At 66.3% G+C, this 19,490-nt stretch carries 18 protein-coding genes; 9 read left to right on the top strand and 9 right to left on the bottom strand.

Annotation, left to right across the window (positions count from 1 at the left end):
* Nucleotides 1–37: 37 nt before the first annotated feature.
* Nucleotides 38–577 carry a TspO/MBR family protein gene (locus ABIN76_RS01300; protein ID WP_346957910.1) on the top strand — a complete coding sequence of 180 codons (540 nt, stop codon included), beginning with the start codon at nucleotides 38–40 and terminating at the stop codon, nucleotides 575–577.
* A gap of 108 nt (nucleotides 578–685) precedes the next feature.
* Here the strand turns inward: ABIN76_RS01300 and ABIN76_RS01305 are convergent, their stop codons facing one another.
* The 5 genes from ABIN76_RS01305 to ABIN76_RS01325 form a co-directional block, all read right to left on the bottom strand.
* Nucleotides 686–1,183 (bottom strand): SRPBCC domain-containing protein, encoded by a 498-nt coding sequence (locus ABIN76_RS01305; RefSeq protein ID WP_346957911.1) that lies wholly within the window; start codon nucleotides 1,181–1,183, stop codon nucleotides 686–688.
* Between the two features lie 51 nt (nucleotides 1,184–1,234).
* Nucleotides 1,235–1,585 (bottom strand): metalloregulator ArsR/SmtB family transcription factor, encoded by a 351-nt coding sequence (locus tag ABIN76_RS01310; RefSeq protein WP_346957912.1) that lies wholly within the window; start codon nucleotides 1,583–1,585, stop codon nucleotides 1,235–1,237.
* Nucleotides 1,586–1,637: 52 nt separating this feature from the next.
* Nucleotides 1,638–3,578: an ATP-binding protein gene (locus ABIN76_RS01315; RefSeq protein WP_346957913.1), complete on the bottom strand. Its 1,941-nt coding sequence runs from the start codon at nucleotides 3,576–3,578 to the stop codon at nucleotides 1,638–1,640.
* A gap of 81 nt (nucleotides 3,579–3,659) precedes the next feature.
* A complete protein-coding gene (locus tag ABIN76_RS01320; RefSeq protein WP_346957914.1) occupies nucleotides 3,660–4,079 on the bottom strand; it encodes an STAS/SEC14 domain-containing protein in 420 nt (139 codons plus the stop codon).
* 71 nt (nucleotides 4,080–4,150) lie between these two features.
* A complete protein-coding gene (locus ABIN76_RS01325) occupies nucleotides 4,151–6,472 on the bottom strand; it encodes a glycosyltransferase family 2 protein (protein ID WP_346957915.1) in 2,322 nt (773 codons plus the stop codon).
* A 270-nt stretch (nucleotides 6,473–6,742) separates the two neighbouring features.
* Between ABIN76_RS01325 and ABIN76_RS01330 the strand changes: the two genes are divergently transcribed.
* Nucleotides 6,743–8,281 carry a chitinase gene (locus ABIN76_RS01330; protein ID WP_346957916.1) on the top strand — a complete coding sequence of 513 codons (1,539 nt, stop codon included), beginning with the start codon at nucleotides 6,743–6,745 and terminating at the stop codon, nucleotides 8,279–8,281.
* Between the two features lie 199 nt (nucleotides 8,282–8,480).
* Here the strand turns inward: ABIN76_RS01330 and ABIN76_RS01335 are convergent, their stop codons facing one another.
* A complete protein-coding gene (locus tag ABIN76_RS01335; protein WP_346957917.1) occupies nucleotides 8,481–9,242 on the bottom strand; it encodes a GntR family transcriptional regulator in 762 nt (253 codons plus the stop codon).
* Between the two features lie 89 nt (nucleotides 9,243–9,331).
* Here ABIN76_RS01335 and ABIN76_RS01340 point away from each other — a divergent pair, with 89 nt between their 5' ends.
* From ABIN76_RS01340 to ABIN76_RS01350, 3 genes are read left to right on the top strand one after another with little or no spacing between them, the layout of a single operon-like run.
* Nucleotides 9,332–10,243 carry a proline iminopeptidase-family hydrolase gene (locus tag ABIN76_RS01340; protein ID WP_346957918.1) on the top strand — a complete coding sequence of 304 codons (912 nt, stop codon included), beginning with the start codon at nucleotides 9,332–9,334 and terminating at the stop codon, nucleotides 10,241–10,243.
* Between the two features lie 37 nt (nucleotides 10,244–10,280).
* The gene (locus tag ABIN76_RS01345; protein ID WP_346957919.1) at nucleotides 10,281–11,714 is read left to right on the top strand and encodes an APC family permease; all 1,434 of its coding nucleotides are present in this window, start codon (nucleotides 10,281–10,283) and stop codon (nucleotides 11,712–11,714) included.
* Nucleotides 11,711–12,649: an acetamidase/formamidase family protein gene (locus tag ABIN76_RS01350; RefSeq protein ID WP_346957920.1), complete on the top strand. Its 939-nt coding sequence runs from the start codon at nucleotides 11,711–11,713 to the stop codon at nucleotides 12,647–12,649. Before ABIN76_RS01345 ends, ABIN76_RS01350 begins: the two co-directional genes overlap by 4 nt.
* Nucleotides 12,650–12,782: 133 nt before the next feature.
* On the opposite strand, the gene ABIN76_RS01355 is transcribed toward ABIN76_RS01350, so the two are convergent.
* Both ABIN76_RS01355 and ABIN76_RS01360 read right to left on the bottom strand, forming a co-directional pair.
* Nucleotides 12,783–13,133 carry a DUF3846 domain-containing protein gene (locus ABIN76_RS01355; RefSeq protein ID WP_346957921.1) on the bottom strand — a complete coding sequence of 117 codons (351 nt, stop codon included), beginning with the start codon at nucleotides 13,131–13,133 and terminating at the stop codon, nucleotides 12,783–12,785.
* A 141-nt stretch (nucleotides 13,134–13,274) separates the two neighbouring features.
* Nucleotides 13,275–14,618, bottom strand: coding sequence for an MFS transporter (locus tag ABIN76_RS01360; RefSeq protein ID WP_346957922.1), 1,344 nt, complete (start codon nucleotides 14,616–14,618; stop codon nucleotides 13,275–13,277).
* A gap of 268 nt (nucleotides 14,619–14,886) precedes the next feature.
* Here ABIN76_RS01360 and ABIN76_RS01365 point away from each other — a divergent pair, with 268 nt between their 5' ends.
* From ABIN76_RS01365 to ABIN76_RS01380, 4 genes are all read left to right on the top strand, one after another.
* Nucleotides 14,887–15,468 carry a PadR family transcriptional regulator gene (locus tag ABIN76_RS01365; protein ID WP_346957923.1) on the top strand — a complete coding sequence of 194 codons (582 nt, stop codon included), beginning with the start codon at nucleotides 14,887–14,889 and terminating at the stop codon, nucleotides 15,466–15,468.
* 88 nt (nucleotides 15,469–15,556) lie between these two features.
* Nucleotides 15,557–16,645 (top strand): aromatic ring-hydroxylating dioxygenase subunit alpha, encoded by a 1,089-nt coding sequence (locus ABIN76_RS01370; RefSeq protein ID WP_346958036.1) that lies wholly within the window; start codon nucleotides 15,557–15,559, stop codon nucleotides 16,643–16,645.
* Between the two features lie 59 nt (nucleotides 16,646–16,704).
* Nucleotides 16,705–17,709 (top strand): PDR/VanB family oxidoreductase, encoded by a 1,005-nt coding sequence (locus tag ABIN76_RS01375; protein WP_346957924.1) that lies wholly within the window; start codon nucleotides 16,705–16,707, stop codon nucleotides 17,707–17,709.
* 315 nt (nucleotides 17,710–18,024) lie between these two features.
* Nucleotides 18,025–18,225: a hypothetical protein gene (locus ABIN76_RS01380; protein WP_346957925.1), complete on the top strand. Its 201-nt coding sequence runs from the start codon at nucleotides 18,025–18,027 to the stop codon at nucleotides 18,223–18,225.
* A 100-nt stretch (nucleotides 18,226–18,325) separates the two neighbouring features.
* Here ABIN76_RS01380 and ABIN76_RS01385 read toward each other — a convergent pair whose 3' ends face one another.
* Nucleotides 18,326–19,447 carry an FAD-binding oxidoreductase gene (locus tag ABIN76_RS01385; protein WP_346957926.1) on the bottom strand — a complete coding sequence of 374 codons (1,122 nt, stop codon included), beginning with the start codon at nucleotides 19,445–19,447 and terminating at the stop codon, nucleotides 18,326–18,328.
* Nucleotides 19,448–19,490: the final 43 nt, after the last annotated feature.

The following is a 19,490-nucleotide window of genomic DNA, read 5'->3' on the forward strand; positions in this document are numbered from 1 at the left end:
TTTGACGGAAGGGTCCGCGGTTGTCCACAGTGATTCAGTGCTCTTGAACGTTGAACAAAGCGCCCCGGGCACCCTTGCCCCCGGCACCGGCCCGCGGCGGCGCCAGATTGCGGCCCTGATCGGCTTTCTGGCGGCCTCCTGGGCCGTATCGCTGCTGGGCTCCCTGCCGATCAGAATGAACGGCGCCTGGTACGCGTCCGCGGACACGGCACCGTGGACCCCGCCCGGGTGGATGTTCGGTTCGGCCTGGCTGGTGCTGTACGCGGCCATGGCGGTGGCGGCGTGGCTGGTGTGGCGGCAGCGGCTCTTCCCGCGCCGGGATGCGCTCAAGGTTTACGGCGCCCTGCTGCTGCTGAACCTGGCGTGGCCGCTGATGTTCTTCGGCCTGTACCCGATGATGGGCACCGCGGCCCTGTGGCTGGCTCTGCTGCTGATCGCCGCCCATGCCGTGTTTGCGACCGTGGCCGTGCTGCACTTCGGACCGATCAGCACGACCGCGGGGGTGCTGATGCTGCCATACGTCTCGTGGCTGGTGTTCTCGGCCAGCCTGAACCTGTACGCGGCCGTCAACAACTAAGCAGGCAGCCGGCCCGCCACAGTCGGGAGGACGACGGCGGGGCCCACCCCGGTGTCGTCCTCCTGCCCCGTCCTCCCGCCTTAACGCTGTGCCGCGATGGCCCATCGGTCAGGCGTTGGCGTGCTCGGCGAGGATCGCGTCGACCTGGCCCAAGGCCCCCTTCATGCCTTCCTCCATACCCATGGCGACGATCTTCTCCATTTGCTCCTCCGTCTCGAAGGTGGACAGCACGGTCATCCGGGTCCGGTCGCCGATCGGTTCCAGCGTCACGGTCCCGTGGATCGCGCCCATCTCCGCGACCGGGTCGCCGTTGTCGTCCGAGAATCCGTCGTCGAACTCCAGGCTGTGCGGGGCGTCGATGGCGACGAACCGCCACCAGCCGCGGGCTTTCTCCCCGCCTGGTCCGGTCATGTAGTAGCTGGCCGCCCCGCCCGGGACGAAGTCATGCTTCTCGAAGGTGGCCGGCCAGGTGGGCGGGCCCCACCAGCGCTCGAGCTGGCGCGGGTCTTCCCAGATCTGCCAGACACGCTCGACGCCGGCATCGAACTCCGCGACGACGCTGAGGCTGAGTGCTTCAAGATTCTTGACTGAACTAATGACTGTCATGATCAACCCTTCCTATCCTTCTGTTTCGCTGGTTTCTGCCTTACCTGCCACTCACTGGCCCGCCTGCGGATCCGTTTCGGCCAGCAGGTCGGCGATCCGTTCGGTCCGTTGCCGCCAGATGACCTCGTACTCGTCGAGCAGGCCGCGGGCCTGCTGCAGCCCGTCGCGGTTGGCCCGCACAATCTGCTCCCTTCCGCGCTTCTCCTTGGTCACCAGGGAGGCGCGTTCCAGCACCGCCACATGCTTTTGGACGGCGGCGAAACTCATGGCGTAGAGCGCGGCGAGCCCGGAGACGGAGTACTCCCCCGCGGTCACCCGCCGCACAATGTCCCGGCGGGTGGCGTCGGCAAGAGCCTGAAACAGGCGGTCCACCGCTTCATCGTTCAACTGATCTACAACCATTTGGTTGTAGGATAGGCCGGCCGTTCGGGGGTGTCAATGGCGCACCGGCAGCTCACCCCAGGAACGTCCGGTGGATGTCGCTGCCGTAACGGCGGATGATGTCCCGCTTGGCGCTCTTGAACGCCTCAAGGTCTCCGGCGTGGCCGTGCTGTTCGGCCCGGCGCCGGGCGAGCTCGTCCGCGATCACGTCCAGGAAGAGTTCGGCCAGCAGCAGCCGGGCCGAATCGCGGAACCGTCCGCGGCCATCGACGTACAGCTGCACGGTCGGCGCGGCGGTGTTGATGATGACCTTGCGGTCCGCGGCACTGTACACGGCGCGGTCCGGGCTGTTATGCAGGCTGCGGAATTCGTAGCCGGTGAAGAGGTCGACGCCGTGGTCCCGGCTTGGGCGGTGGGCTTCCCGGTGCGGCGCCGGCGCGGCCTCGACGGCGGCTACCGCGGGGTGCGGCGGCTGGTCGGCTACATGCTGCGACGCGTGGTCGGCGATGACGATTTCACACAGCGCCCAGTAGTCGCCCGCCCGGACGGTGAGCTCGCCCCGGTCGCCGGGCTGCTCCCCGGTCACGGTCCATTCCAGCCGCCCCGTGTCCCCCAGCGCGCCGACGGCGACCGGGGCCGGGGCCGGGTCGATCCGCAGCGAGCCGGGCAGCTCCAGCTCGAAGGTGAGCGTCCCGCCGTCGGGCAACTGCGCCGGGTCCACGAGCAGTGCGATGTGGAACGGGTGCCCCGGCGGGCGGTAGTAGAAGGGGGTGGTGAAGCGCAGCGCCGCGGGCTGCTCCCCCGCCGGCCGGCCGTCGCCGCTGCTCGGCGCCGGTGCCGTTTCCAGCCCCAGGTCGACGACGGCCGCCTCGCTCATGTGCTGCAGCAGCTGCTCGATCATCTCGGCGGTGCGGCCGGAGGTGGTGGCCCGCTCCAGGTGTGTCAGCTTTTCCTTCTCGGCCTGCACGGCCCCGGCGATCATCCGGCTGACGGCCTGGGAGAACGCGGCCACAAAGGGGTCCCGGGGGTTCAGGCCCTCACGCTCGTCACTGATGATCGCCCGGCCGCGGCCCAGCATCCCGGTCAGGGCGTCACAGGTGACGGAGCCGAAAAGGTACTCGGTGCCCACCTGGTTTTCGAAAGCGAACAGCTGGCAATCCAGGGCCGCCTTCCCGGAGAGCACCACCAGTCCGTTGGTGCGTTCGTCGCCTTTGAGTGTCAGCTCGGTGTCCGTGGCGCGTTTGAGCGTGAGGGAGAACGGGTACGCCTGACCCTCGAAACTGACGCTTCCCGGCTGGTCCGGCCCCAGCAGCAGGTCCGCCGGAGGTCCCTGGAACCGGACCGGGTCGCGGCGGTTCTCGCCGGAGCCCGGCTGCCCGTGCTCCAGCTCCACGTTCCGCCGGTCCAGCACCGCGCGTAGGTAGAAGTTGTCGGACAGGGACTGCAGCAGGGTGCTGTACTGGGTGATGCGGACGCGGGGATTGTCGACGACGATGCTTACCCGGGTGCCGCTGGCGGCCGGTGCTTCGTCGAGGCCCAGCCGGGCGTAGTCGGCCGGGAACGCGCGGCGGTCCTCCCCGCCGTCGTCGTAAAGGTAGCCGCCGTTCTGCCCGCGGAAGACGTCGATCCGGGTGAAGCGCCCGGCCTGGATGGTCTCGATCCAGCCGTGGCCCAGGCCGAAGATCGCCTGTTTGAGGCCGCGGCCGAAGTAGCCGCGGCCGTCGCCCTCGCCGCGCGCGAGCGGGCTGTGCGCGCCGCCGTAGCTGACGATCCGGCCGGCCTGCGAAAAGGTCATGCCCTCGGCCTGGTCGCTGACCATCAGCACGGCCCCGGTAAGGTGCCGCTCGTACCGCACCAGGATCCGGCCGCTCACGTGGGCGGCGGTCTTTTCGAGCCGGGCGTAACTGTCGTCGCTGTTGGTGATCAGCTCCACCAGCGCCTTCTCCACCGAGGCGAAGCGCCGCGAGTCGATGCCGATCACGCGCTGGTCGACCTGGATTTCGGCAACCGTCATGCTGATTCCCTCGCTCACAACTGAAGCTGTTGCTGTGATGCCGCTCTTACCCGGACAGTAGCAGTCCCGGCAAGGGTCGGCCTAGGGAGTTATGGTCGCGGGCTGTTCCGGAAGCACCTCTGCGTCAGGGGTGTTCACGAAGCTGTTCAGCCAGGCCACGGCCTCTACCCGCGAGGTGAAGAATTCGTGCGGGTACCGGGTGTCCCGGCTGGTCGCCGCGGCCACCACGCGGTCCACCGCGCTCGATCCCAGCACCGCGATCGCAACCACGTCGACCGACTTGGCGAACTCGTACCGGGCGGCGGCGCTGATCTCCACGTCGGTCATGACGGACAGCATCGGCAGCCGCCTGCCCTGGCTGATCCGTTCGGTGGCGCTCATGGCATCGCGGGCGTCGTCGACGTCCACGAACGAACCGGGGGTCCAGACGGACTCAAGGATGCCGTCGCTGATGCGCAGGGAGTTCTTCCCGTCGGCAGCGAGCATTGGTTCTGGCATCATCTGGCCAAGTCTAGGCGCGGCCGTGCCGTGAACGGCGGCAACACGGCACGGCCCGGGCAGAAAACCGGCAGTCAGCGGACACCGGCCCGCTTGCGCCGGTCCTTTTTGCCGCGCAGGTCGCGGTTGAGGCGGCGGTCGCCGTGGTACAGGATCGACGCCCAGTCGACCTCCTCCGGGGACTTCGGAATGATCTGCGGCGGTGCCGGCGCGGCCCGCTTCGGCTTGACGTAGAGCCAGTTCAGCACCCCGAGGAAGATGTCCACGATCGAGTTCCTGATCCCCATGTAGGCGCGGATCGCGTACGCGGCCATGACCGCATTGAACGCCGCAAAGGCCGCGTTGGTCCAGTTTTGCTGCATGAAATCGCGGTACACGGTGAACAGGGAGAACGCCACGATCGCATACGGCGCGATCACGAAGAGCGCCGGGGCGGCCGTGCGGTCCTTGACCTTCGGGGTGCGCGCGAACGGGATCTTGTCCCCGGTCAGCGCCTGCTGCAGCGATTTCAACACGCCGGCCAGGTTCACCGGCATCAGCACCAGGTTGAACCCGTAGATCCGGAAGATGTCGCTGAACCGGTGGCCGCATTCGCGCAGGTCGCTGCCCATGGCCAGGAAGTACGGCAGCGCCGCGGCGAACACCAGCGGGCTGAGGAGCCGGCTGTCGTAGGGGTAGGCCAGCAGGAAAAGCAGGCCGAAGCTGGCCCAGGTGAGGGACGCCATGTAGTTGACGCGCAGCATGATTTCACGCGCCCGGACATCCTTGTCGAGGCCGCGGCGGTGCCGGATGGTGTCCCACAGCTTCGGCAGGATCAGCAGCCCGCCGTTGGCCCAGCGGCGGCGCTGCACCACCAGGGAGCCGAAGTCCGGGGGTGTGGCGCTGTAGCTCAGCCGCTCGGGATAGTTCACCAGGTCCCAGCCTTCGCGGCCCAGGTCCACACTGGATTCGGTGTCTTCAATGACGGTCCGGTCCTGGATGTAGGTCCGCACCTCGAATCCGCCCTCGGAGGAGACTTCCACAATGTCCTCAAGCGCGATTTTGCGAATCACGGCGTTGGCGCCCACCCAGAAGGTGGCGCCGTACCGGGTCATCCCCTGGTGCTGGATGTGCTGCAGATCGGTGGTGGCTCCGGCGACCCGTTCGATGCGCGTCGGCGCGCCGCGGAACGAGGAGTACGGCGTCTGCGTGACGGCGACCCGTTCGTTGCCGGGCGATTCCAGGAAGTGGACCAGGCGCAGGCAGTAGTCCCGCAGTAGCAGCGAATCGGCGTCGAGGGTCAGGACGTAGGTGCTGTCCTCGATCACGAGGTCGTCAGCGGCGGATTTAACCGCCGGCCGCAGCACCGTCCCGTCGGCCGTCTGTTCTTTCTGCCACCGGTGCCCCATGAGGCTCAGGTAGGAGTTCAGGTTCATGGCCTTGTTCGCCTCGTGCGACAGGCTCGCATACTTCTTGCGCTCGAAAGTCGACACGCGGGCGTTGAAGATCCAGGTCAGCCGCGCGTAGAGCTCCCGCATGCGTGCCGGCTCGGGCTCGGCGCCCTGTGCCTTGGCCGCATACAGGGCCGTCAGGACCAGCCGCAGCTCGCGGGCCAGGCCCATCAGCACCAGATCCACGAAGAATTCATCGACGTGGTCTTCAACCCGCTCCGCCTCGGCCATGCCCTCCAGCCAGCCGGCGGCGTACTCGTACTCCTCGATCAGCGCCGGCAGCTCCCCGCCGGCCTTCCCTTCGCCGCTCCGGCGGTTGAAGGCGTCGCTCGCGGCGTTCAAGCGCTCGGACGGCTCCTTGAGCGTCCGGGTGATGCTGGCCGCGAGGTCCCGCGTGGCTTGGAGCCGTTCCTGGTCGTCCGGGTCCGTGGGGGACGGCGGGTCGTCGAGCAGCAGGACGACGGACAGATCGGGGAATTCCTGCAGCGCAGCGGACCAGAGCGTGGCCCGGACCACCTGCGGCTCTTCGGCATAGGAAGGGACGAGGACCGTGACCGCGTCCTCGTAATCGGCGAAGTGGCGGTCCAGTTCCCCGCGGGGAACCCGGCGGTGCTCACGGAAGCGGTTCAGGGCGCCCTGCCGGGCCAGCAGGTACATCAGCGCCGAAAAAGTCAGGAATGTTACGACGACGACGTAAGAAACTGCCTCCGCCCGGAACCGGAAGCCCGCCGTCGGATCGTTGATCAGCGCCCTGAGCACCGTGGTCACCACGTAGGCGGCCCAGGCCAGCACCGTCACCACGATGCCGATGCGGCCCCAAATGATTTTGCGGCGCGAGGGCTCCGGGTGCACGATCGCCAGCGGTTCCGAGCGGCGCTCCGCGCCCCATTGGCGCTTGCGGCTCTTCGTTGCCTGCTCGTCGGCCGTAGTGTCGTCAGGCCGCGGAACGGTCAAGAGGTCAGACATGCATCCCCATCCACATCATGTGCACCCCCAGCGGACACACGTCAGGCCGCCTTCCCGTCAATTCGGGGTGCGGCCTGCCCTTATACTAAGCGCACGACCCCAAATAACTTGTCCCCCGGCTTTATCACCTGGCCAGCGGCAGAATATTTGGCCGCGAATCCGCGTGGAGGGGTTGGAGCACCACACTTTGACAAGCATTGGGGTATATCTGTGTCGAACCGCTTTCCCGGGCGCCGTCTCTCTAAACTGCGGCTCGGAATTCTCGTATTGGTGCTGGTGGCCCTCACGGGCGGGTCGTATCTGGGGCTCCGCTCCTTCCAGGACGCCAATGCAGCGTCCTCGATCCCCTCGGTGTTCTCCGGCTACGTCGATGTGACGGCCACGCCCAGGTTTGCGTTCGAATCGCCGACCAGCCCCGAGGCCAGGGGTGCCGTCTTGTCCTTCATTGTTTCGGACAAGCAGGATCCCTGCGCGCCGTCGTGGGGAGCCTTCTACAGCCTTGCCCAGGCCGAAACGGATCTGGACCTGGACCGGCGGATCGCCAGGCTGCGCCAGGTGGGCGGCACCGTCTCCGTGTCATTCGGCGGCCTGAGCAACGACGAACTAGCCGTCGGGTGCACCGACGCCGACAAGCTCACCAGTGCCTACCGCGAAGTCGTCGAACGCTACGACCTGCGCTCGATCGACCTTGATGTGGAGGGAGCAGCACTCTCTGACACGGCGTCCATCGACCGGCGCGCCAAGGCCGTGGCCGCCCTCCAACAGGACCGCAAGAGCAGCGGGAAGAGCCTCGAGGTGTGGCTGACCCTCCCCGCTGACCCGGCAGGACTGACGCAGGCGGGGCGGGACCTCGTCTCCCGCACGCTGGGCGCCGGCGTCGAACTGGCCGGCGTGAACATCATGACAATGGACTTCGGCGGCAGCAAGGCCGCCGGCCAGACCATGTACCAGGCGTCCGCCTCCGCGGCCGACGCAGCGCACACGCAACTGCAGTCGCTCTTCCGCAAAAACGGCGAGGACCTCGGTACGGACACGGCCTGGCGCAAGCTCGGCATCACCCCGATGATCGGGCAGAACGACATCGCCGGGGAGATCTTTACCCTGGACGACGCCGCTGCCCTCAACGCCTATGCCAAATCCAAGGGCGTGGGCCGGGTCTCCATGTGGTCGCTCAACCGCGACCGGACCTGCGGCAGCAACTACCCGGACGTCACCAAGGTTTCCGACAGCTGCAGCGGCGTCAAGCAGGGCGACGCTTCCTTCGCCACCGTCCTGGGCGCCGACGTCATTCCCACGGGTTCGGCCGCGGCTCAGGCGCCGTCCGCCTCCGCCACCCCGACGGCCACAGCCACGGACGACCCCTCGACCAGCCCCTACCCGGTCTGGAACGAGACCGCGCGCTACGTCGTCGGCGACCGTACGGTGTGGCACGCCAACGTCTACGAAGCCAAATGGTGGACGCAGGGCGACAGCCCGGACAACCCCGTGGTGCAGGGCGCCGCCGCCCCGTGGAAGCTGATCGGCCCGGTACTGCCGGGAGACCGGCCCAGTCCGCGGACGACCATTCCGGCCGGCACCTACCCGGATTGGTCCGCCAAAACGGTCTACCAGCGCGGCTCGCGGATCCTGTTCGACGGCTACGCCTTCGAGGCCAAGTGGTGGACACAGTCCGACAGCCCGCAGGCCATGCTTGAGGGCGCCCCGGATTCCCCCTGGATGAAACTCACCGCCACCCAGCTCCAGTCACCGCCGGCGACGGCGTCCGCGACGCCGACGGCCAAGCCGACGGCGACGGCGACGGGCAAGTAGGCGCTGCGCGGGAGCGCCAGGGTGGAAGGCGCCGCTAGCCCAGGGCGATACTGAACGCCAGTACGGCCAGGACGAGGGACACCGGGGCCATGACAGGCTGTTCGTGCCTGCTCTTGGACGCAACGTTGGGCAGTACGCTGCGCACCAAGCGTAGGGACGTTTCCCCGGTCGGACAGTCGACAGCCACGATTTGGGTCCCCTAGTTGGAGCCGGCCCGGGTCAGCGCAGCTTCCAGCAGCTCGATATCGATCCGTGCATGCGTAACACCTATCGTTCCCGCCTCCGCCTGGCGCTGCGCACAGATGGCATCAACGAGCCGCTCATGATCAGCCAGCGCGCGGAGCTCCATCTCACGCATTCCCTCAGCGAAACCCCAGAGATGGGCTGGCGCAGCGAGCCCGATCTGGGCCTCGAGTTCCAAGAGAATCCGCGTCAGGGTCACGTTGTGGGCGGCCTCTGCAATAGCCATGTGGAGGCGCGCGTCGGCCTTCTGCGAGGCGCTGCCCGATTCGGCCACCCGGTAGGATTCCAGCCGTTCCCGCAGAACAGCGGTATCAGCATCGGTTCGGTTCTCCGCTGCTGCTCGGGCGATCGCGCCATGTAGATGGCCCATGGCCTCGCAGGTGTCGCGCAATGATTCCCAGCGGGACGAGAGTGTTCTCTGCACGGAGGCGTTGGACACCGCCGTCCATTGTTCCCGGACGAACGACCCGCCGGCACGGCCGCGTTGGGTAGACAGCAGTCCCTGATCAACCAACCGGCCGATGGCGGCTCGAACCGTCATTCTTCCAACGTGCAAGGATTTGGCCAGATCCCGCTCCGATGGCAAGCGCGCGCCGGGCAAGTACTCGCCCACAGCGATCGCTGTGATTAGGCGGTCGGTGATTTCATCGGCCCTGCTAACAGCGGCCAGAGGCATGTCCAGCGCCCCCTCGGGACTGTCGTCTTTGCTCTTGCCCATGGCACCAACTTATACATATTCCTAAAAGGTCTTGGAATTAGACCATTAGTGCGCGAAGATGATCCTCACGTCCGACCAAAGGATCCAGAGTGACAACCCTCACAACCCACCGAATTCCGTTCCGCCAATGGGAGACCTGGGCCGCGTGCTTCACCCCAGACATCCCGGTGCCGGGCGCGCTCCCCCTCGTTGTGCTTCACGGCGGCCCGGGCATGGCCCACAATTACCTGAAAAACCTTGAGGAATTGACGTCCACCGGGCGCACCGTCATCCTGTACGACCAGCTGGGCTGTGGAAACAGCTCGCATCTGCCCGACGCTCCGGCGGACTTCTGGGTCCCGCAGTTGTTTGTCGACGAGTTCCTCAACCTCCTCGCGCACTTCCGTCTCGGCGACTTTCATCTTCTCGGGCAGTCCTGGGGTGGGATGCTGGGCGCGGAAATCGCCGTGCGCCAGCCACCGGGGCTGGCAAGCCTTTCCATCTGCAACTCGCCCGCCTCGATGGGACTCTGGGCTGAGGCCGCCACGGAGCTCAGGGAGCAGCTGCCCCGGGAAGTCCAGGACGCGCTGACGTTCCACGAGGACGCGGGCACGGTGACGACACCCGAATACTTTGCTGCGGCTTCCGCGTTCTACGAGCGGCATGTTTGCCGCATCACGCCCTTTCCAGCAGATTTCGAGGAGAGCGTGGCCCAAATGGAGGCCGAACCGACGGTCTACCACACGATGAACGGCCCTAACGAGTTCCACGTCATCGGAACGCTTCGCGACTGGAGCATCATCGACCGGCTCCACCGGGTAACCGCCCCGACGTTGGTAGTAGCCGGCGAATTTGACGAGGCAACCCCCGCTACCTGGGCGCCGTTCATCGCCAATATTCCGGATGCCGCCAGTCACGTCTTCCCCGGAGCGAGCCACTGCTCGCACCTCGAGCAGCCCGAGGCATTTCGGAGCGTCATTGCCGCGCACCTGGCCCGCCACGACCACCAAGTCCCCTCTTAGCGCCAACTACTACTCCCTCACTCCCAGAAAGATTTCGATGGCAAACTCATCCAGCCCCCCTGAACTCAGCGCCCAACAGCAACTCGAGGCCTTCGGCTACAAGCAGGAACTAAAGCGGTCGGTATCCACCACGGACCTCCTCGTCTACGGGCTCGTCTTTATGGTGCCGATCGCACCGTGGGCAATCTTCGGCGTCGTCTACAACGCGGCGGGAGGCATGGTCCCGCTCGTTTACGTGATCGGCCTGGTCGCCATGATCTTTACCGCCCTCGCCTATCAGCAGATGGCAAAGTCCATCCCCCTCGCCGGCTCCGTTTTTTCCTACGTGGGACGCGGAATCCATCCCACGGCCGGGTTCTTCGCCGGCTGGGCAATACTGCTGGACTACCTTCTCGTCCCTACACTGCTGTACGTGTTCGCTGCCGAGTCGATGGTGGGGATCTTCCCCGATTCACCGCGCTGGCTCTGGGCGCTGATCTTTGTCGCGGTCAACACCGTCGTCAACCTGCTCGGGATCAGCTCGATCAAACGGATGAACCGCATCTTCCTTGCAATTGAACTGATTTTTGTCGTGATCTTCGTCGTCATCGCCGTCAATGCATTGGCCGGTCACACCGTCCCCGGCGCCGAGCTGACAATGAACCCGATCTGGGACGCGAGCAAAGTCACGGGGCCGCTGATCGCCTCCGCGCTGTCCATCGCCGTGTTGAGTTTCCTGGGATTTGACGGCATCTCCACCATGGCAGAGGAGGCCACGGGCGGCCGCAACGCCGCTGGCCGGGCCATGATCCTGGCCCTGTTCCTCGTGGCTTTCCTGTTCATCCTGCAGACGTGGTTGGCCAGCGCACTGGCCGCGGGCCGGGACTCGTTCAGCGACGACGAGGTGGGCAATGCATTCTTCACGGTCGTTGAGGCCGCCTCCAACAGTGGCTGGATGACGGCATTCTTTGTAGTGAACGTGCTCGCTATCGGTGTTGCAAACGCAATGGCAGCGCAGGCCGCTACCTCGCGGCTGCTGTATTCAATGAGCCGGGACCGTCAGCTGCCGAAGTTCCTGTCCCGGATCGACACCCGCCAGGTGCCCCGGAACGCCATCATCCTGGTGTCCGCCATCTCGGCGATTCTCGTCCTGTTCTTCGTGGGGCAAATCGACGTCATTTCCGCTCTCGTGAACTTCGGCGCACTGTTCGGGTTCCTGCTTCTGCACCTTTCGGTAATCGTCCACTACGTCGTTCGCAAGAAATCGAAGAACTACCTGCTGCATCTCGTGGTTCCGATCCTGGGCTTCCTGATCATTGGCTACGTATTGCTGAATGCGGCGCCCGAGGCGAAAATTGGCGGCGCCATCTGGCTGGTCGTGGGCGCTGCAGTCTTCGCATATTACAAATTCACCGGCCGAACCCCGGACCTGGCAGAGAACAACGGCACCAATCCCGAGCCTGCAATGAGCGGAACGGAGTCCCAGCTGTGAGCGTCATCGCCGATCATTTCCTCGACAAATCCCACGGGAAATTCTCCTTCTCCGCGAAGGAGGAGCCCGCGCTTCGGATCGCACCCGGAACTGGAGAGCGGATCGCTTTCGAGACGAGCGACGCCGTCTACGCGGAGCTGCACGAACACCACGACCTGGACCGGCTCACCGTCGGCATCAATCCGGTCACCGGACCGGTGTTCGTGGACGGAGCCGAGCCGGGAGACGCCCTGATCGTCACCATTCACGAGATCTTGCTCAAAGACTTCGGCTGGTCCGTTAGCCTGCCGGGAACGGGAGCGCTGCGGCACGTGATGGGCGAAAAGATGTTCACCCGCCGAATCCCGATAGATGCAGCCGGCGTGCACGTGACCGATCGCCACGTCTTCGACGCCCAGCCCATGATCGGCTGCATCGGCACTGCCCCGGCCGAGGGGGAGAACTCGACGGTCATGCCCAGCTTCGCCGGGGGCGGCAACATGGACCTCACTGGGTGCCGGCCGGGTTCGAAGGTCTACCTTCCCGTCATGGTGGAGGGCGCCTACCTTTCGATCGGAGACATCCATGCCCTCATGGCGGAGGGGGAATCATCCTTCGTGGCCATCGAGGCCGAGGGTACAGCCGTCATCAGCATCGAACTTGTCAAAGAGATGAATCTTCGCGCCCCCAGGATTGAAACTCGCGAAGACTGGTTCTTCGTCGGCCTGGGCGACCCGGTGCAGGAAAGCATCACCCGCGGCTACGAGGACATGTTCCACTTCCTCCTCACGAACCACGGCTGGCAGCCGGACGACGCCTACGCAGTGCTGAGTGCCGTCGGCGACTCCCGGCTCGGAGGCCCAACCGGATCTTCGACGCCGGATCCTCTTCACCCGTTCACCCCGGTGGGGGCAGTCACGGTTCACCGGCTGCCCAAGAGCGTGCTGCAGCCGTAGTACTGAACTGCAACCCTCGAACGGCTGAGCCTGTCGCGATCCCGCGGCAGGCTCAGCCTCGTTGAAGGCACATTCTCTTTCGCGCAGCAGGTCCGGTCACGGGAAGTCCGCTGTTACTGAACAGCCCAACCGGTCAGGCGACCAGCGGCGTATCGAAGAACTCCTCCGCCAGCCGGATCAGGTGCTGCGGGACGTCGGCGTCCTGGCCGTGGTCGCCGTGGCCGAGGATGACGGCGGTGCCTCGCGCAACGCCGGACAAGTCCAGCCCGCAGTCGTACATCAACTGTGCGGCGCGCAGGTTCGCCGGGAGGTTGGCCGTCACGCCTTCAGCGTTGAGGTAGACGTGCCAGTTCCCGCGGGTGACTGTTTCAAGGTCTCCGCCTACCAGGCCCTGTAGGGTGCGCTGGTCGGTCTCGATGGCGTCCAGCCGGACAGGTTCGCTGATCCGGGCCGGGATTATCAGTGCTGTGTATTTCGTAGTCATTTTGGGTCCGTTGTTAATAACACCGGTGTCTTTCGCCGTGTTCCCTAAGACCGGGTAGAACGCAAGAGGACGACGGCGGGAGCTTCCCGCCGTCGTCCTCTCATGTTTTGGTGCCGGTTGCCGGCCGGCCCGGCCGCCGCGTCAGACGGAAAGCGGCACTTCCTCCGCCGCGTCGTCGTGCGCGGCAGGCTCCGGCGTGGCCGGGCGCATCGCCGCGACGGCGCCGCCGGCCACGAGGACCACAACCCCCACACCCATGTAGAGCATGGACGCCGTCCAGTGGGCGTCCAGCAGGGCGCCGGTGATGAGCGGGGCAACGATCGCGCCGACGCGGCCGATTCCGATCGCCCAGCCGACGCCGGTGCTCCGGACGGACGCGCCGTAGAGGGCCGGAGTGATGGTGTACATGCCGGCGATGCAGCCGTTGATCAGCATGCCCACGATGCCGCCCGCGACGAACGCCAGGGCAAGGATGCCGGCGGTAGAAATGAACATCACCATGGTGGCGGCCGAGAGGACGGCGAACACGATCATCACCTTGCGGCTGTTCCAGCGGATGGTGAGCAGGCCGTAGAGCAGGGACCCGAAGGTGCCGCCGAGGGTGAGCATGAGTCCACCGATGACGCCCTGGCTCTCGGTCATGCCGGCGGTGACGAGCAGCCGCGGCGTCCAGCTGTTCACGAAGTAGAACCCGAACATGGTGGCGAAGAAGGCCAGCCAGACGAGCCAGGTGGAGCGGCGGTTGCCGGCGGTGAAGAGCTCGGAGAGTTTGTTCCTGCGCTGCGCAACCGCAGCGGGGGCGGGGATCTCCGTCACCTCGGGCTGCCCGATCTTGCGGGCGATCTTGTTGAGGCGCTCGAGGACGTTGCGGGGGCGGCGGCTGGTCAGGAAGTCCACCGACTCCGGCAGCAGGACCGCCAGCAGGAGCAGGACGACGCCGGTGCAGATGCCGCCGAAAACGAAGACCGCGCGCCAGCCGAAGTTTGCCTGCAGGGACACCGCGGCGGCGCCGCCCAGGGTCGCGCCGATGCCGTAGCCGGCCGTGTAGATGCTGATGGCCAGGCCGCGCCACCGCTTGGAGGAGTATTCGCTGGCAATCACGTTGGTGCAGGCGAGGATGCCGCCGATGCCCAGGCCCGTGACAACACGCCAGATGCCCAGCTCCATCGCCGAGTGCGCCAGGGAGGCGAGCAGCATGCCGGCGGTCGCCAGGCCCACCGAGACCAAGACCATCGGCCGGCGGCCGATCACGTCGGCGAAGGGCGCCAGGCCCAGGGATCCGATGGCCATGCCGACCAGGCCGGAACTGAGCAGGACCCCCAGCTCGGCGCCGCTGAGGCCGAACTCGCGGGTGACGCTGTTGGCCGTGAAGGCCATGGCCAGGACGTCGAAGCCGTCGAGGGCGTTGAGGATGATGCACAGTCCGACGATCAGCCATTGGTACAGGGACATGCGGGACGCGTCGATGCGTTCTTGCAGTTGCATGGGACTACTTTCTGGAGGCCGCGGACAGTCCGGGCGGGTACAAAGTTGCGTGCCGAGAGGCAGGGTGCGCCGCTCGGGGGGCCGATGCCCGCTGCCGGACCTCGTCGTCGAAGGGCCGGCGTCCGGACAACTATCTATACTGATAGCTAGATGTGGCGTGAGACACAGCGTAACTATGAACATAGTTAGTTGACAAGAGTGTTAAGAAAGCTGCACCCCGGTGGCCGCGCCGCGGCCGGCGGACCCTACCCGAGAGGAACGGTGGCAGGTGAGCCTGCGCTACGCCCTGCTGGCACTGCTGACGTCCCAGCCCCTGACGGGCTACGACGTCTTCAAGCACTTCGAACAATCCGTCGGCTACGTGTGGCACGCCCCGGACTCGCAGATTTACCCCGAGCTGCGCCGGATGGAAAAGGACGGCCTGCTGCGCGGCGTCGAGGAGCCCTGGGGCAAGAAGGGTAAAAAGAAGCGCTACCACATCACCCCGGAGGGGGTTGAGGCGTTCCGCGCCTGGATCAACACCACGCTGGACTACACCCGCGAGCGCGACCCGATCCACCTCAAGGCGGCCTACCTCGAGTGGGCCGAACCGGACGCGGCCCGGGCGCAGCTGCACGCCCACATTGCGTACCACTCGTCCCGCGCGCAGCAATGGCAGGAGATGATTGCCGCACTGCAGGACCGGACGAATCCCATCCTGGCCGCCCGCCTCGAAACGGCCCCGGATGCCGACCGGGCCAAGATCGCCGGCTACAAGATCTTCACCTATGAGGGCATGATCGAGCGCGCCAACGCCGAGGTCCACTGGGCCGAGCGCGGCCTGGAGCTGATCGACAGGCTCAACCCCTAGGCCTTGCCACTATCTATCAACATAGTTATGCTGTGACGCAGACCACTACCTATGTAGATAGATATAGCGAAGGAATGACATGACCGCGATGATGCAGTCCGTTAGTTCGACCACGAACAAGGTGCTGGGGTATCCGCTGAACTCCTGGTACGTGGCCGCCTGGGACCATGAGGTGACCCGGAAGCCGATGTCCCGGCGGATCGCGGACCGGCCGCTCGCCCTTTACCGCACCGAGGACGGCAAGGCGGTGGCACTCGCGGACGCCTGCTGGCACCGGCTGGCCCCGCTCTCCATGGGGAAGACGCTCGCCGGCGATACGATCCAGTGCCCGTACCACGGCATCGTCTACAACTCCGCCGGCCGCTGCGTCTCCATGCCGGCGCAGGAAACCATCAACCCGAGCGCCACCGTGCCATCTTTCCCGGTGATCGAACGGTACCGGTACGTCTGGGTCTGGCTGGGCGATCCCACCCAGGCCGACCCCACCCTCGTCCCGGACATGCACCAGATGAGCTCGGAGGAATGGGCCGGTGACGGCGAGACCATTTTTGCCCCTTGCAACTACCAGTTGGTGCTGGACAACCTGATGGACCTCACCCACGAGGAGTTCGTCCACTCCTCCTCGATCGGGCAGGACGAGCTGAGCGAGTCCGATTTCAAGGTCACCCAGGAGGGCAACACCGTCACCGTGTCCCGCTGGATGCTGGACATCGATGCGCCGCCGTTCTGGCTCAAGAACATGCGCGACAAGTTCCCGGGCTTCGAGGGCAAGGTGGACCGCTGGCAGATCATCACCTTCCAGTCGCCGTCGACCATCAACATCGACGTCGGCGTCGCCAAGGCAGGCACGGGGGCGCCGGAAGGTGACCGCAGCCAGGGCGTCAACGGCTTCGTCATGAACACCATCTCCCCCGAAACCGCCAAGACCTGCCACTACTTCTGGGCCTTCATGCGGAACTACCGGCTGGACAGCCAGCTGATCACAACCCAGCTCCGCAACGGCGTCAACGGCGTCTTCGGCGAGGACGAGGCCATGCTCAAGGCCCAGCAGGAGGCGATCGACGCCAACCCGGACTACGAGTTCTACAACCTCAACATCGACGCCGGCGGCATGTGGGTCCGGAGGCTGATCGAGCGCCAGCTCGCCGCCGAGGGCCGGCTCATCCCCACCGTCTGACCGCCCCCGGGCGGCCAGCCCGGAGCCACCAAGCCCCAGCGAGAAGTTAGAAGAAAGTCATGGCAGCAAGCAACACAGAGGTCTGGCAGACCGGCACCGTCGTCGAGGCGGAGGCGGTCACCGCGGAAACCCGCCGGCTGGTCCTGTCCCAGTCGCTCCCAAAGAAGGCCGAGCCCGGCTCGCACATCGACGTTATGGTCACCATCGACGGCGAACGGCACAAGCGTTCCTACTCCGTCGTGGACTGCAGCGAGGACGGCCGGCTCGTGGCCATCAGCGTCTACCGGGCACCGCAGTCCCGGGGCGGTTCGGTCTTTATGCAGAGCCTGGAGGTCGGAGACCAGCTGGAGATCACCCAGCCGCTGCAGAACTTCCCGCTCCGGGTGGGGGCCCCGCGCTACGTGCTCCTCGCCGGCGGCATCGGCATCACCGCGATGGTCAATATGGCCCGGGTGCTGCGCAACATCAAGGCGGACTACACCCTCGTCTACGCCGGCCGCAGCCGGTCCGCCATGGCGTACCTGCCCCAGCTGGAAGCGCTGCACGGCGACGCGCTCCGGGTGCACGTGGATGACGAAGGCACGGCGCTGAAGGTCGACGCGTTGCTGGACGGGGTGGGCCCGGAGACCGAACTCTACATGTGCGGGCCCATCCGGCTGATGGACGCGGTGAAGCGCGGCTGGGTCGCACGCGGGCTGAGCCTGCCGAACCTGCGGTACGAGACGTTCGGCAACAGCGGCTGGTTCGACCCGGAGGAATTCGTCGTGCGCGTGCCCCGGCTGGGCGTGGAGACGACCGTCGGTCCCGGCGAGTCCATGCTGGAAGCGCTCGAGGGCGCAGGCGTGGACATGATGTTCGATTGCCGCAAGGGCGAATGCGGCCTCTGCGAAGTCCGGCTGCTGGGCCTGCAGGGCAGCGTCGACCACCGCGATGTGTTCTACAGCGAGCGGCAGCAGCACGCCGCGGCGAAGATGTGCTGCTGCGTGTCCCGGGCCGTCAGCTCCGCCACCGGAGCGCGGGCGGACACCACCGGCGAACGCGCCGTCGTCACCATCGACGTGTGATTGCGGGGGCGCCCGCCCTTCTGTGATGAGTCTCACCTGCAATAATCGCCGTCTGGCTTGAGCGGGCCGCCCGGCGCTGTGCATCATAAAAAGGCAGGCAGGGGCGTCAACTCCCCCGCCGGCACAGCCCCGATCCCCGCTTTGACGCCGCGCGTCCGAAGCGGGGCAGGGGCACCATCCTGGTGGACGCAATGAGGCCAAACCGGTGAGCTCGCAGAGCTGCCCACGGTCTCAGGTGTTCCTGGGTTGGCCTACGGCGGCTCCGCATCGGTGCGGCAGCCGGACACCCGGATTCAGAAATGGAAGCACTGAACAATGACGTTTGAAACTGCCAACGCTGTCACCCACAAGCTCTGGGACCGCTCCACGATGCACCACGAGCTGGACGCCCTGGTCCACGACCTCTCGGTCCGGCACAACACCGCGAAGTCCAACATCGCGGTCCACGCCAGCGGCCCCAACACCTTCACCCTCAGCCTGAACGGCGCGGCCAACCTGGATTCGGCCTCCGCCTAGCAGCACCCTTACAACGCAGGAATGACGACGACGGCGGGAGCTTTCCCGCCGTCGTCGTCGCGTCTTCGCGGTCAGTGCTGGCGGCTCAGCCGGCCACCGGTCAGGAGAACCGGCCCGGCCGGAAGCTGGCCAGCATGGGGTGCTTCTTCCCGGTCACGATCTCGCCCGCGAGGAGTTCGCCGGCAATAAGGCCCAGCGTAGCGCCCGAGTGGGTAAAGGCCACGAAGCAGCCGGGCACCTGGCCGAGTTCACCTAGGACCGGTTCGCCGTCGCCAGGGATGGGCTTGTACCCGATCTTCCACGAGGCCGGCTTCAGCTCGGGATGGCCGGCGATCAGCTTGGACGCTTCATCAGCAAGTTCCTGGACCACGTCGTCGGGGATGCTGAAGGATCCGTCGGCGTGTTCGGTGATGTGTTCTTCGTACCAGTCGTGGTCCAGGGCCAGGGCGTTTCCGGGGTTCGGCCGGACGGCTGCCCGCGGGGTGTTCAGCACGGCCTTCAGTCCGTGGTCCACGGGCTTGGTCAGCACCAGCATGGAGACCGGGGAACCGTTGGGGATGTCAACGCCCAGGGGTGCGACGACGGCGGGCGTCGCGGCGCCGCACGCCACCAGGACGGCGTCCGCAGGGTAGGTGTCGCCGGCGGCCGTCTCCACGCCGCTTGCCCGCCCGGCATCGACCGTGACGGAGACCTTGCCGGCATTGAGCACAAGTTCCCCGCCGAGGGCGTGGAAGTCCTCCATCAGGAACTCCACCAGATCGGGCAGGCTGACCCACCCCTCGCCGGGGTTGAAGATGGCACTCTCGGGCACGGCAGCCGGGTCGACGCCGGGAACGGCGGAAGGGAGCTGCTCGGGCGCCAGGAGTTTGGAGTTGTAGCCGATGGACGTCTCGTAGTCATGGCGGGCGTCGGTGGCGGCCTGTTGTCCCGCGGCGTGCCACATGAGGCCGCCTCCGAACTGCAGCCAGTCCCGGTCCGGATCCGCGGCGAAGAGGGTCCGGTAGCGGTCCACGCCGGCGACCCGGAGCTGGTGGTACGGGGTGGAACGTTCTCCCGCGGAGTTCAGCCAGGACAGCGAGCGGCCGGTGGCCTCGCTGGCCAGGCCGCGTTCGCTCAGGAGGATCACCGAGGCGCCTTCGCGGAGCAGGTGGACGGCGGTGGAGACACCGAGGATGCCGCCGCCAATGATAGCGACGCGTTTAGTTGAGGGCGTGGAGGACATGGGTCTTCCTTTCTATGCATAAGGGGTGCTTGAAATTTCGCGC

It is taken from the genome of uncultured Arthrobacter sp., from assembly GCF_964021775.1.
Classification (GTDB): Bacteria; Actinomycetota; Actinomycetes; order Actinomycetales; family Micrococcaceae; genus Arthrobacter.

What these genes read in the sequence shown, in the direction of transcription:
- ABIN76_RS01305 (WP_346957911.1), bottom strand. Translation starts at nt 1,183, where the DNA reads ATGACAGTCATTAGTTCAGTCAAGAATCTTGAAGCACTCAGCCTCAGC.
- ABIN76_RS01310 (WP_346957912.1), bottom strand. Translation starts at nt 1,585, where the DNA reads ATGGTTGTAGATCAGTTGAACGATGAAGCGGTGGACCGCCTGTTTCAG.
- ABIN76_RS01315 (WP_346957913.1), bottom strand. Translation starts at nt 3,578, where the DNA reads ATGACGGTTGCCGAAATCCAGGTCGACCAGCGCGTGATCGGCATCGAC.
- ABIN76_RS01320 (WP_346957914.1), bottom strand. Translation starts at nt 4,079, where the DNA reads ATGATGCCAGAACCAATGCTCGCTGCCGACGGGAAGAACTCCCTGCGC.
- ABIN76_RS01325 (WP_346957915.1), bottom strand. Translation starts at nt 6,472, where the DNA reads ATGTCTGACCTCTTGACCGTTCCGCGGCCTGACGACACTACGGCCGAC.
- ABIN76_RS01335 (WP_346957917.1), bottom strand. Translation starts at nt 9,242, where the DNA reads ATGGGCAAGAGCAAAGACGACAGTCCCGAGGGGGCGCTGGACATGCCT.
- ABIN76_RS01345 (WP_346957919.1), top strand. Translation starts at nt 10,281, where the DNA reads ATGGCAAACTCATCCAGCCCCCCTGAACTCAGCGCCCAACAGCAACTC.
- ABIN76_RS01355 (WP_346957921.1), bottom strand. Translation starts at nt 13,133, where the DNA reads ATGACTACGAAATACACAGCACTGATAATCCCGGCCCGGATCAGCGAA.
- ABIN76_RS01360 (WP_346957922.1), bottom strand. Translation starts at nt 14,618, where the DNA reads ATGCAACTGCAAGAACGCATCGACGCGTCCCGCATGTCCCTGTACCAA.
- ABIN76_RS01370 (WP_346958036.1), top strand. Translation starts at nt 15,557, where the DNA reads ATGATGCAGTCCGTTAGTTCGACCACGAACAAGGTGCTGGGGTATCCG.
- ABIN76_RS01375 (WP_346957924.1), top strand. Translation starts at nt 16,705, where the DNA reads ATGGCAGCAAGCAACACAGAGGTCTGGCAGACCGGCACCGTCGTCGAG.
- ABIN76_RS01380 (WP_346957925.1), top strand. Translation starts at nt 18,025, where the DNA reads ATGACGTTTGAAACTGCCAACGCTGTCACCCACAAGCTCTGGGACCGC.
- ABIN76_RS01385 (WP_346957926.1), bottom strand. Translation starts at nt 19,447, where the DNA reads ATGTCCTCCACGCCCTCAACTAAACGCGTCGCTATCATTGGCGGCGGC.